This is a genomic window from Lentzea tibetensis, from assembly GCF_007845675.1.
In the GTDB taxonomy this organism is placed as follows: Bacteria; Actinomycetota; Actinomycetes; order Mycobacteriales; family Pseudonocardiaceae; genus Lentzea; species Lentzea tibetensis.
This window is the reverse complement of record NZ_VOBR01000034.1, coordinates 57,917-69,130: the sequence shown is the minus strand read 5'-3', so window position 1 is coordinate 69,130 and position 11,214 is coordinate 57,917. Positions and strand designations below refer to the sequence as shown.

13 protein-coding genes are annotated in these 11,214 nt (G+C 70.6%); 9 read left to right on the top strand and 4 right to left on the bottom strand.

All coding sequences use genetic code 11. The features are described 5' to 3' along the window. The first annotated feature begins 18 nt into the window (after nt 1-18). Together FKR81_RS44540 and FKR81_RS36735 are read left to right on the top strand one after the other, a co-directional pair. Entirely contained in the window at nt 19-168 is a 150-nt protein-coding gene (locus FKR81_RS44540) for a response regulator transcription factor (RefSeq protein ID WP_235922115.1), read from the top strand. A gap of 7 nt (nt 169-175) precedes the next feature. Then, the gene (locus FKR81_RS36735) at nt 176-394 is read left to right on the top strand and encodes a response regulator transcription factor (RefSeq protein ID WP_146358830.1); all 219 of its coding nucleotides are present in this window, start codon (nt 176-178) and stop codon (nt 392-394) included. Here the strand turns inward: FKR81_RS36735 and FKR81_RS36730 are convergent. Together FKR81_RS36730 and FKR81_RS36725 are read right to left on the bottom strand one after the other, a co-directional pair. After that, complete coding sequence (locus FKR81_RS36730; protein ID WP_146358829.1) at nt 383-1,603, bottom strand: aminotransferase class V-fold PLP-dependent enzyme; 1,221 nt, start codon at nt 1,601-1,603, stop codon at nt 383-385. The genes FKR81_RS36735 and FKR81_RS36730 overlap by 12 nt on opposite strands. Beyond that, complete coding sequence (locus tag FKR81_RS36725; RefSeq protein ID WP_146358828.1) at nt 1,590-2,042, bottom strand: DUF1453 domain-containing protein; 453 nt, start codon at nt 2,040-2,042, stop codon at nt 1,590-1,592. Before FKR81_RS36725 ends, FKR81_RS36730 begins: the two co-directional genes overlap by 14 nt. A gap of 67 nt (nt 2,043-2,109) precedes the next feature. Here FKR81_RS36725 and FKR81_RS36720 point away from each other — a divergent pair, with 67 nt between their 5' ends. Beyond that, a complete protein-coding gene (locus tag FKR81_RS36720) occupies nt 2,110-2,712 on the top strand; it encodes a TetR/AcrR family transcriptional regulator (protein ID WP_146358827.1) in 603 nt (200 codons plus the stop codon). Here the strand turns inward: FKR81_RS36720 and FKR81_RS36715 are convergent. After that, the gene (locus FKR81_RS36715) at nt 2,702-3,289 is read right to left on the bottom strand and encodes a class I SAM-dependent methyltransferase (protein ID WP_146358826.1); all 588 of its coding nucleotides are present in this window, start codon (nt 3,287-3,289) and stop codon (nt 2,702-2,704) included. The two genes, FKR81_RS36720 and FKR81_RS36715, sit on opposite strands and share 11 nt — an antisense overlap. Before the next feature lie 84 nt (nt 3,290-3,373). Between FKR81_RS36715 and FKR81_RS36710 the strand changes: the two genes are divergently transcribed. The 3 genes from FKR81_RS36710 (at nt 3,374) to FKR81_RS36700 (ending at nt 7,833) form a co-directional block, all read left to right on the top strand. Then, nucleotides 3,374-4,291, top strand: coding sequence for an Lrp/AsnC family transcriptional regulator (locus FKR81_RS36710; protein WP_235922111.1), 918 nt, complete (start codon nt 3,374-3,376; stop codon nt 4,289-4,291). A gap of 21 nt (nt 4,292-4,312) precedes the next feature. Further along, complete coding sequence (locus FKR81_RS36705) at nt 4,313-4,687, top strand: VOC family protein (RefSeq protein ID WP_146358824.1); 375 nt, start codon at nt 4,313-4,315, stop codon at nt 4,685-4,687. Between the two features lie 116 nt (nt 4,688-4,803). After that, the gene (locus FKR81_RS36700) at nt 4,804-7,833 is read left to right on the top strand and encodes an AfsR/SARP family transcriptional regulator (protein ID WP_146358823.1); all 3,030 of its coding nucleotides are present in this window, start codon (nt 4,804-4,806) and stop codon (nt 7,831-7,833) included. Between the two features lie 33 nt (nt 7,834-7,866). On the opposite strand, the gene FKR81_RS36695 is transcribed toward FKR81_RS36700, so the two are convergent. After that, a complete protein-coding gene (locus FKR81_RS36695) occupies nt 7,867-8,313 on the bottom strand; it encodes a winged helix-turn-helix transcriptional regulator (RefSeq protein WP_146358822.1) in 447 nt (148 codons plus the stop codon). A 75-nt stretch (nt 8,314-8,388) separates the two neighbouring features. Here FKR81_RS36695 and FKR81_RS36690 point away from each other — a divergent pair, with 75 nt between their 5' ends. The 3 genes from FKR81_RS36690 to FKR81_RS36680 all read left to right on the top strand — a co-directional run bounded on the left by FKR81_RS36690 (nt 8,389) and on the right by FKR81_RS36680 (nt 11,183). Continuing rightward, nucleotides 8,389-8,901, top strand: a complete 513-nt coding sequence (locus FKR81_RS36690) for a GNAT family N-acetyltransferase (protein ID WP_222598515.1) — start codon at nt 8,389-8,391, stop codon at nt 8,899-8,901. A 136-nt stretch (nt 8,902-9,037) separates the two neighbouring features. Then, a complete protein-coding gene (locus FKR81_RS36685) occupies nt 9,038-9,511 on the top strand; it encodes an NlpC/P60 family protein (protein WP_146358821.1) in 474 nt (157 codons plus the stop codon). Between the two features lie 163 nt (nt 9,512-9,674). Beyond that, entirely contained in the window at nt 9,675-11,183 is a 1,509-nt protein-coding gene (locus FKR81_RS36680) for a hypothetical protein (protein WP_146358820.1), read from the top strand. Nucleotides 11,184-11,214 lie beyond the last annotated feature (31 nt).

Sequence of the window (11,214 nt, the reverse complement as noted above, 5' to 3'; positions counted from 1 at the left end):
GCGGTCGGGGAGTTGCTGATGGACGGCTTGACGCACAAGGAGATCGGGTCGCGGTTGTACATCTCGCCGAAGACGGTGGAGCAGCACGTGGCGCGGATTCGGCAGAAGCTCGCGGTGTCGAGTCGGGCGGAGCTCATCGCGTCGTTGCGGTCGCGGCTAGCGAGTTAGTTGGCGGATGGCGCGCACTGCGGTGTCGATCTCGGGCGGGGTGTTCAAGCGTGAACGTGCGGTCGGGGAGTTGCTGATGGACGGCTTGACGCACAAGGAGATCGGGTCGCGGTTGTACATCTCGCCGAAGACGGTGGAGCAGCACGTGGCGCGGATTCGGCAGAAGCTCGCGGTGTCGAGTCGGGCGGAGCTCATCGCCTCGCTGCGGTCCCGCCTAGCGAGTTAGCTGCCGGATGGCGCGCAGCGCGGCGTCGATCTCGGACGGGGTGTTGAGGATGGACGTGCCGATGCGGGCGTAGGGGATGCGGTAGGCCGCCTTGGTGATCTGGATGCGTTTGGCGGCGAGGTGGTCGACCACCTTGTCGCTGGACACACCGTCCACGTCGAAGCACGTGATGCCCGCGGACAGCTCGGGATCTCGAGGGGTGTGCAACGTGATCCCCCTGGTCGACGCGAGGCCGTCGCGGAACCGGGTGCTCAGCTCGGTGATCCGCGCGGCGACCTGCGGACGGCCGAGCCGCTGGTGGAACGCCACGGCCGCGTGCACGGCGTAGAAGTGCTCGAACGCGTGGAAGCCGCCGAGGCCGAGCGCGGTGGTGGCGGTGCTGTTGTCGAGTCCGGGGATGGTCTGGCGGATGTGCTGGGACGCGTCGGGCCTGACCCACACCATGCCGGTGCCGCGCGGCCCGAACAGCCACTTGTGCGTGCCCGCGATGAAGACGTCCGCGCCCATCTGCGCGGCGTCCTCGTCCACCGCGGCGAGACCGTGCACGCCGTCGACGATCAGCAGGCACCGGTCGGCCTCGGCGCGTCCGCGGTTGGCGTCCGCGACGACCTGCGCGACCGTGCGGACCGGCATCTTCAGCCCGGTGCTCGACTGCACCCAGGTGATGCCGACCGCACGGGTCTGCGGCGTGATCGACGCGCGCAGGCGGGTCGCGATCTCGTCCTCGGTGGCCCTGGCCGACGACTCGTGGAGCGTGCCGATCCGCACCCGCGCGCCGGACCGCTCGGCGGCGAGCTGCGCCGACCGCTGGTGCCAGACGTGGTCCTGGTCGTTGAGCAGGATCTCCTGGTCCGGACGGATCTTGAGGCCCTGGTAGACGAGCCCGAGCCCGGTCGTCGTGTTCGGCACCTGCGCGATGTCGCCCGCCGCGCCGCCGACGTAGCTCGCCAGCGCCTCGCGCGGCCGGGTCCCCATGTCCGGCAGGAAGTCGTGCGAGTTCGCGTCGAGGTGGCGCTTCACCCGCTCGACCTCGTCGCGCACCTGGCGCGGGTTGGACGCCAGGTAGAACAGCCCGAGGTTCACCAGTCCCGGATCGAGGCGGAACTCGCGGCGGACGGCGCCCCAGTCCAGTCCGTACACCGACGACGAGGTGAGCAGGGACGTACCGGCGACGACGCCGGTCCCGACGAGGAAGTCACGACGATCCATGCCACTTACTGAACCGCTCTTCGAGCCGTTGCGACAGGGATCGTTCGGGTGCGAATCCAACGCCCGTTCGGAGTGCTTTGACTCCAACGGCACAGAGTTCACCCAGCAGGCCGACGCCGATCGACAGCGTCCGCGGCCCGGTCTGTCCTAACAGGATGCCGACACCTATCGAAATCGCCCACACGACAAGTGTCTGCCAGGTGTAGCGCTGCCACAGGTGACCGTCCTTTTCGAACAGTTTGATCGTAACGCCGCGCAGAATCCCGAACGCGAAGCCCACGACCAGCGGCAGCGCCGCGAAGCTCTGCGCGTCGTGCAGACCGATCGCCGTCAGCACGACGGCGGGCCCGGCGAGGTCGCGCACGTTCAGCGGTTCCCCCGTGAACCGCTTGACGACCACCGCGACGACGGCGGCCGCGATCAAGAACCACATCAGCATCTCGTTCCCCCTTGTTTATGGCATGGCCATGCTACATAAACTAGCAGGGGCATGCTACAAAAACGAGGTGCCACGAGTCGTAGATCCGGTCGCCCGCCGTCAGTCCATCGCCGAGGCGGTCTTTCGCGTCGTGCTCCGCGAGGGCGTTGAGCAGGCGTCCCTGCGCAACGTCGCCGAGGAGGCCGGGCTCGCCATCGGCTCCGTGCGGCACTACTTCGACAGCCACGACGACCTGATCGTCTTCGCGATGGACGCTCTGGCCGAGGGCATCGGCACCCGCCTGCTGGCGCACCTCGCCGAGCTCTCCTCGTCGGGCGACCGCCGGGCGGTCACCGAGCGGATGCTGTGCGAGGTGCTCCCGCTCGACGACCGCCGCCGCGACGAGGCCGTGCTGTGGCTGGCGTTCGCCACCGCCGCGCGCACCCGTCCGATGCTCGCGCCCCAGGCCGAGCAGCTGTACGACGGCCTGCGGTCACTGGTCCGGCGCATCCTCGAAGGTGCGCGCTCGTCCGGCAGGCTGGCCGCGTTTGCGGACGTTCCGCTGGAGACGCAACGGCTTTCGGCCTTGCTCGACGGGATCACCGTCGACGCCGTGCTGCACCCCGACCGGATGCCGCCCGAGCTGATGCTGACGTTGCTGCGCGGCCACCTCGACGGCCTCATGGCTTGACGGCGAGCACCACCCAGATCTTCAGCTCCGGGAAGGTGGGCGCGACGGCGACCACGTCGTCGCGCACCTCGGTGATCACCCAGCCCGCCCGCGTCAGCTCGTCGCGCAGCTCGTGCTCGGTCACCGCGAACGGCGCCACCTCCACGTCGGCGAGGCACGTGAGGTTGAGCAGCGCACCCGGTTTCGCCGCGCGGTGCAACGACTTCGCGAGCTCGCCGCGCCGGTGCTCCGGCACGGCGTGGAAGAGCGCGCTCGCCAGCACCGCGTCGAACTTCTCGGTGAACGGCAGATCCGTCGCGTCACCGACCAGGAACTCGACCTCGGGTGCCCGTTCCCTCGCCTGCGCGACGGCCGTGGGTGCGATGTCCGTTGCGGTGACCCGGAATCCTCGTGCGGCGAGGAACTTCGCGTTGTCGCCGGTGCCGCAGCCCGCGTCGAGCACCTCGCCGCGGAACCTGCCCTCGTCGGCCAGCCGCACGACGACCGGCTGGGGTGCGCCGATGTCCCACGGGACGCCGGTGTTCGGCACGCCGTCGACCAATGGCTGTCCCCGGTAGAAACCCTCGTAATCGATCATGTGTACGAGGGTCGGCCGCAGTGGTTGGATCTGCCAGTCGCTGCTCGGATTGTGGCGCTTTCCAGCGCTGGATAGCTTCGACTGGTGGAATCCATCGACCGGCAGATCGCGCACGCCCTGCAGATCGACGGGCGCGCGCCGTTCTCGCGCATCGCCGAGGTGCTCGAGGTGTCCGAGCACACCGTCGCCCGCCGGTACCGGAGGCTGCGCGCGGACGGCGCGGTGCGGGTGGCCGGGGTGCTGAACGGGGTGCTGCTCGGGCACCACTCGTGGACCATCCGGTTGCGCTGCACGCCCGACGCCGGTGTCGCGCTCGCCGCGGCGCTCGCTCGGCGGCCGGACACGTACTGGGTGCACCTGCTGTCCGGTGGCACCGCGATCTCCTGCTACCAGCAGGTCGCTTCGGCGGACGAGCTGCTGCTCGACAAGCTGCCGCGCACCAACCGGGTGCTCGACGTCCACGCTCACTCGGTGCTGCGGGGGTTCGCGTCGCCCGGCACCTGGAGCGGGTTGTCGTGCCTGTCGGCCGCGCAGGTCGCCGCGCTGCGGCCCGTCGCCGAGCCGGCAGTCGTCGAGATGTCCGAGCAGGACCACGTGCTGGTGTCGTTGCTCGCGCGGGACGGGCGGATGGGGTTCGCGGAGCTCGCCGGCCGGGCCGGGACGTCCGAGTCCACCGCCCGGCGGCGGGTCGAGGTGCTGCGGCGGAGCCGGGTGCTGGAGGTGTTGCTGGAGACCGATCCCCGCGCGTTCGGGTACCTGGCCGAGGCCAGGCTGTGGATGTCCGTGCGGCCGTCGGCGCTGGCCGAGGTGGGGGCGGCGCTGGCCACGCACCCCGAGGTCTACTACGCCGCCGCCACCACCGGGCAGGCGAACCTCGTCGCGTCGGTCGCGTGCCGGGACTCGCTCGACCTCTACCGGTACCTCACCGAGCGCGTGGGTGCGCTGGACCGGGTCACCGCCGTGGAGACCGCACCCGTGCTGCGGACGGTCAAACGCACCTGACGCGGTCGTACGCTCGGAGAGGTGATCGAGAGACTGGACCACCTGGTGCTGACGGTCGCCGACGTCGAGCGCACCGTCGAGTTCTACGAGCAGGTGCTGGGCATGCGTCCGGTGACCTTCGGCGACGGGCGCCGCGCGGTCGCGTTCGGCCAGCAGAAGATCAACCTGCATCCCGCGAGCGAACCGATCGACCCCAAGGCCGCGCACCCGACACCGGGCTCCGCCGACCTGTGCTTCGTCACGACCCAGCCCGTCGACGCCGTCCTCGCGCGCCTCGACGCCCGCGGTGTCGCGGTGGAGGAGGGCCCGGTGGAGCGGACCGGTGCGCTCGGCCCGATGACGTCCGTGTACTTCCGCGACCCCGACCGCAACCTGATCGAGGTGTCTCGCTATTGAGACGCGTCATGCTCGCGTAGCCCCGGCGTCACCATCGAGGCACGTCAAAAGCATGTGCTGAAGCCGTGGACCGTGCATCCTAGGATCACTCGAAGGTGTGAGGATGGGGGTGGCGCGTGCGCGCGCTGGCGTTGGGGCCCGTCGAGGTCTGGGTCGATGACCGGCAGGTGAACCTGGGCGGGCCGAAGCCGAGGACACTGCTCGCGGCGTTGTTGCTGCAGCCGAGGCAGGTCGTCCCCGTTGAACGGCTGATCGATCTCATCTGGGACGAGTCGCCGCCGCAGACCGCGGGCGCGCTCGTGCACACCTACGTCTCCTCACTGCGCCGAGCGTTGGACAAGGCGCTGGTCACGCGCGCGCCGGGCTACCTGCTCGACGTCAAGCCGGAGGACAGCGACATCGAGCTGTTCGGCCAGCTGCTCACCGGGGCCCGCGAGGCGGAGCGCGAGCACGGCCACGAAGAGGCGATGGCGAAATATCAACAGGCGCTCGGGCTGTGGCGCGGGCCAGCGCTGCACGGCGTCGAGGCGTCGTTCGCGCGCGGCAGGGCGGTGGCGCTCGAGGAGTCGCGGCTCGCCGCCGAGGAAGGGCTCGGGCGGTGCGAGCTGGCCGCGGACCGGGTCGAGGACGCGACCGCGCGGCTGTCGGCGCTGGCGAACGCGCACCCGTTGCGCGAGGAGACGCGTGAGCTGCTGATGCGCGCGCTGTACCGGGGAGGACGGCAGGCCGACGCGCTCGCCGTGTACCGGGACGCGCGCACCCACCTGCTCGACGAGCTCGGCATCGAGCCGGGGGAGAAGCTGCGCGACCTGCACACCCAGATCCTCAACGGCACGCTGGAGACGCCGTCGCCCGCGCCGAGGAAGGTGGTCACGCCGCCGCCCGTGCGGCCGGAGGAGGAGACGCACGTCGTCCCGCACCACCTGCCGCCCGACATCAGCGACTTCACCGGCCGCGAAGAGGCGCTCAAGCACGTGCTGGGGCACGCCGACTGCGAGAACACCGGCACGGCGACGCCGACCGTCGTGATCTCCGGGTTCGGCGGGGCGGGCAAGTCGGCGCTCGCCGTCCACGCGGCGCACCTGCTGCGCAAGGCCTACCCGGACGGGCAGCTGTTCGCCGACCTCCGCGGTGCCGGCCGCGACCTGGACACGCACGAGGTGCTGGGCCGGTTCCTCGGCCTGCTCGGCGTGCCGTCGCCCGCCCAGCCGGACGCCGCGGACGAGCGGCGGGAGCTGTACCGGCGCACGGTCGCCGACCGCAAGCTCGTGATCGTGCTGGACAACGCGCGCAACGAGCAGCAGGTGCGCGGGCTGCTGCCCGGCAACCCCAACTGCTTCGTGATCATCACCAGCCGCAGCAGGCTCACCGGCATCGAGGGCGCCTCGCCGCTGGAGCTGGACTTCCTCACGCAGGACGTGGCGGTCGAGATGCTGGCGCGCATCATCGGTGACGCCCGCGTCGAGGCGGAACCCGATGCGGCACAACGGATCTGCCAGCTGTGCGGCGGCGTGCCGCTCGCGCTCAGGGCCGCCGGGGCGAAGCTGCTCGCCCGGCCGCACTGGCCGTTGAAGACGCTGGCCAAGAGACTGAGCGACGAGCGAAGACGGCTCGACGAGCTGGCCGTCGGCGACCTCGCCATCCGGTCCAGCCTCCAGCTCAACTACGCCGAGCTGGACGAGCTGCACCGCCGCGCGTTCCACCTGCTGTCGCTGCTCGACCTGCCGGACTTCGGGTCCTGGGTCGCCGCGCCGCTGCTCGACGTGCCCGCCGACGACGCCGAGGACATCGTCGAGCACCTCGTCGACCTGCGGCTCGTCGACGTCATCGGCGTCGACCAGATCGGCCGCGTCCGGTACCGCTTCCACGACCTCGTGCAGCTGTTCGGCGCCGAGCAGGCCGCAGCCGAGGACGCGGACGCCGTCACCACCGCGGTGTCGCGCACGCTCGCGACGTGGATGGCGCTCGTCGAGGCGGGGTCGCAGTGCCTGCCGCGCGTCACGCTCGGCCTGCGGCCTCAGCTCGACCTCGAGGTGGAGGTCGACCCGCGGCTGGCCGAGGACGTCGAGGACGACCCGACCGGCTGGCTGCGCTCCGAGACCGCCGCCGTCGTGCGCGCCGTCGAACGGGCGCACGACCTGGGCGTCGACGAGATCACCACGACGCTGATCACCTCGCTGCTGTCGTCGCCGTTCGCCGCGCGCAACGAGTTCGGCGGCTGGCAGCGCACGCACGAGGTCGCGCTGCGGTCGGCCCGCTCGCGCGGCAACCGGCGCGCCGAGGCCGTGCTGCTCGCCGGGCTCGGCCAGCTGCGCTACGAGCAGGACGACTTCACCCTGGCGCTGGAGAACTTCCAGCAGGCCGCCGCGTTCGCCGAGGAGGTCGGCGACACGTCGACGCTCGCCGTCGCGCTGGTCGGCATGGGCACCGTGCGCCGCGACCTCGCCGAGTTCGACGAGGCCCGCGCACTGCTCGACCGCGCCGTCGAGCTCGGTGACGCGGGTGTCGTCGCGGCCGCGAGCTACGGCGTCGGCGCGATCCTGCGCGACAACGGCGATCTCTCCGCGGCCGCCGAGGCGTTCGAACGCTGCCTGCGGCTGTACCGGGAGCTGAACGACCAGCGCGGTGCGGCGCTTGCGTTGCGCGGGCTGAGCCTGTGCCACCGCGCGTCCGGCGAGCACGCCGAGGCCGTCGAGCTGAGCCGCCAGGCCGAGGAGATCCTCCGCGCGGCCGGTGACGAGCTGGGCGCGACGTACGCCGGGCAGTCGCTGGCGAAGGCGTTGTTCCGCGCGGGCATCACCGAGGGCGTCGCGGACCTGCTCGACGGGTGCCTCGAGGTGTGCACCCGTCAGCACGACCGGTTCGGCATCGCGCTCGTGACCCGCACGCGGGGCGAGTTCGCGCTGGCCGAAGGTCGTCTCGACGAGGCGGCGAAGCTGCTGGCCTCCTCGTTGGACCAGTGGACCGAGCTGGGCCTGCCGATCTGGCGCGCCCGCACCCTCCGCGACCTCGCCGCGGCGACGTCCGACGCCGCGACGTGGCAGGAGGCCGTCGATCTGTTCACTGCACTCAACAGTCGCGAAGTGCACGAACTCGCCGACCTGACCCCAGAGCGGTGGGCTGGGGCGGTACGTCTGCACGTTTGATCGCCGTCGGGGGCGGGTGTCCCCGACGGCAGGTCAGGCGGTGGGGGTGACGCGGACGTCGCGCGCGGTCAGGCCCGCACCGCACTCCACGCACTCGACCTTGGCTCGCACGTCACCGCCGCAGTCGCGGTGGTGCAGCTGGAACTGCTCGCCGTCCGCCGGCGCCATCCACCGCTCGCCCCACGTCCGCAGTGCGACGAGCACGGGGTAGAGGTCCATGCCCTTCTCGGTCAGCCGGTACTCGTGCCGGGTCCGGCCTTCGTGCGCGTACGGCACGCGCCGCAGCACGCCTTCGTCGACGAGCATGCCGAGCCGGTCGGCGAGCACGCTCCGGGAGATCTCCATCGCCGACTGGAAGTCCTCGAACCGGCGGGTCCCGAGGAACACCTGGCGCAGGAGCAGCAGCATCCACCGTTCGCCCAGCAGCGCCGCGGGGCGGGCGACGGTGCAGGGCAGGTCGGCGATCTGGGCGTGGCGCATCCCTTGAGAATACCCTTGCGTTCGGTTTTCGAACCCAGCTAGAGTTCTGATTCCGAACTCAGCTGGAGGTGTGTCGTGATCGTGCGAGAGCTCGACCGCTCCACCGCACCGTCCGCCGTCGAGGCGGTGTTCGAAGGACTGTCCGCGCGGAGCCGCTACCTGCGGTTCCACGCACCCGCGCCGCGCCTGACGTCCGCGATGCGCCGCGCGCTGACCGACGTCGACGGCCACGACCACGCGGCCGTGGCCGCGGTCAGCGGTGGCCGCTCCATCGGCATCGCCCGGCTCATCGCCACCGGATGCGGCCGCGCCGAGATCGCCGTGTCGGTCGCCGACGCGTGGCAGCGGCGCGGTGTCGGGCGCCGGTTGCTCACCGCGTTGGGGGACCTGGCTGCCCGGTTGCGCTACACCGAGCTGTACGGGGAGGTGCTGCCGGAGAACGACGTGATGCTCCGGCTCGTCCGGCGCGCGTTCCCCGGTGTGCGGCTGGTCAGGGAGGACGACGTCATGCGGGTGATCTACCCGATCGGCTGGGCCTCGCTCACCCTCACCCACGAGGACCTGCTCGCCGACCTGTTGCGCACCTAGGCGAAAGCCGAGGTCAGCGGCCCTGCAGGACGGCACGTGGGCGACTTGCAGACGGTTTGCAGATGACTTGGAGGTCGGTGCCGCAATCTAGTTCCTGTCAGGGAGAACAACGAGGGGAACTGAGGGAGCGGTAGGGGTGAGCACTTCACGAGTACCGGGACGGCTCACCAGTCGTGCCGAGATCATCGAACGTGCGGAGAGCTGGCTGCGGCGACCTGTCGCCTACGGCCAGAACAAGTTCCACGCGAACGAGTTCGGCATCTACCGCGCCGACTGCTCGGGCTACGTCTCGATGGCGTGGGGGATGCCCGGCAGGCCGGAGGACCGGCACGGGGGGCTCGACACGGTGGGGCTCGCGGGGGCGAGTGTCGAGATCAGCCAGGGGGAACTGGTGGCCGGTGATGTTCTCATCCGAACGGACGGCACGAACCTGACGAGGCACGTCGTGCTGTTCGGCGGATGGGCGGACGAGGCGGGGGAGAAGTACTGGGGTTACGAGCAGGCAGGGGGGACGCGCACAGCGCTGCGGCTCGTGACCTTCCCGTACGAGACCTCGCCCGAACTGTACGTGTCACGCAGGTATCTCAACGTCGTCGAAGAGGCGGCCTGAGGAACGACGGAGAGCGTCGGAGCAGCCACTGGGGGTGTTGCTCCGGCGCTCTTCCGCTGTGGTGAAACGAGAAAGGAGCAACCGTCGATACACCGCTCAGGTGAAGGCGGACATTCCTTGTCATCACTACAGGGAACTGACACCGAGGAAGTACGGTGGGTGCATGAAGAACTGGGGGATGCTGGCCGTCGCCGCGACGGCCATCACGTTCGGCTCGACGTTGGCGATGCCGGACGTGGCGGAAGCGGCGGAAGGTCAGCTGGGAGTCGCGTGCGGCTCCTACGCGGCGAACCGGCAGATCACGCGTGGCGAGATCCTCGCGCGCTCACGCACGTGGCTGACCGCCCGCGTCCCGTACAGCCAGACCGACTGCTTCGGCAACAAGCACGGCGCGTATCGCACGGACTGCTCGGGTTTCGTGTCGATGGCGTGGGGCCTGCGGGTCTCCTACACGACGCACATCCTCGAGCAGGTCGCACACCGGATCGACTGGGCGGACCTGCGCCCCGGTGACGCGCTGAACGACCGCCTCAACCACGTCGCGCTGTTCATCGGCTGGGCCGACACCGCGAAGACGCGCCCGATCGTCCGCGAGCAGGCCGGGCCGAACGGCTCGAAGCCCGTGCAGCGCGTGTGGTCGGCCGCGACCGCGAGGACGTACACGCCGTTGCGGTACAACAACCTCGTCGAGGGCACCGCGATCCCGGACAGCGCACCCGTCACCGTGGACGCCGCCGTCGTCCCGGCCGCGCTCGCAGGCCCGCAGGTGTCGAACACCGTCAACGGCTCGTTGGACGTCTACGCCCGCGCCGAGGACGGCACGCTGGTCCGCAACTTCCACAAGACGAGCCGCTGGAACGGCTGGCAGGCGCTCGGCACCGAGCGCTTCGCCGGTGACCCGACGGCGCTGGTCAACCCGGAGACCAAGGTCGTCGATCTGTACGTGCGCGGCACGGACGGCAAGATCTACCTCCGCTCCGGCGACAACGCGTGGGCCGCGCTCGGCGACACCACGCTGGCAGGCGACCCGGTGGTCGCGTGGAACGCCACGTCGAAGGCCAACGAGGTCTTCGCGCGTTCCTACGAGGGCAAGCTGATGAGGTTCTCCGGCACGGCGTGGACCGAGGTCGGCGCACGCGGTGTCGTCGGCAACCCGAGCGTCGTGTGGAACACCGAGACCAAGACCCTCGAGGTCTACGCCCGGTCTGCGGACGACAAGCTGCTCCGCGCGGTCGACAAGGACTGGGAGCAGGTCGGCGACGGCTCCATCACCAGCGACCCCTCGGCGGTCATGGCGGGCAAGAACGTCGAGATCTACGCGCGCGACGCCGACGGCGCCGTGGCGCAGATCGTCGCCGGTGCCTACAAGAAGATCGGCGGCAAGATCAAGGGCGCGCCGAGCGCGGTGTGGAACTCCGGCGCGAACGCCGTGGACCTCGTCGCGTGGGGCGAGTCCGGTCTCGTCGAGTACCAGCGCGTGGGTGCCGAGGCGTGGACGAAGCTCGGCACGCAGCTCACGTCCAAGGCGCCGACCGCGATCTACCACGCGCAGACCAAGACGCTCGAGGTGTTCGCCCGCGACAACGGCGGCCAGCAGACCCGCCGGTTCCTCAAGGAGAAGACGGGCTGGAGTCCCTGGTCGCAGCTCGGCGACCAGCCGCTGGCCCGCTGACACCTGCCACAAGGGCCACATTCGCACTGTG

Coding starts and splice junctions, on each gene's coding strand:
- FKR81_RS44540 (WP_235922115.1), top strand. CDS start 19: ATGGACGGCTTGACGCACAAGGAGATCGGGTCGCGGTTGTACATCTCG.
- FKR81_RS36735 (WP_146358830.1), top strand. CDS start 176: ATGGCGCGCACTGCGGTGTCGATCTCGGGCGGGGTGTTCAAGCGTGAA.
- FKR81_RS36730 (WP_146358829.1), bottom strand. CDS start 1,603: ATGGATCGTCGTGACTTCCTCGTCGGGACCGGCGTCGTCGCCGGTACG.
- FKR81_RS36725 (WP_146358828.1), bottom strand. CDS start 2,042: ATGCTGATGTGGTTCTTGATCGCGGCCGCCGTCGTCGCGGTGGTCGTC.
- FKR81_RS36715 (WP_146358826.1), bottom strand. CDS start 3,289: ATGATCGATTACGAGGGTTTCTACCGGGGACAGCCATTGGTCGACGGC.
- FKR81_RS36695 (WP_146358822.1), bottom strand. CDS start 8,313: ATGCGCCACGCCCAGATCGCCGACCTGCCCTGCACCGTCGCCCGCCCC.
- FKR81_RS36680 (WP_146358820.1), top strand. CDS start 9,675: ATGAAGAACTGGGGGATGCTGGCCGTCGCCGCGACGGCCATCACGTTC.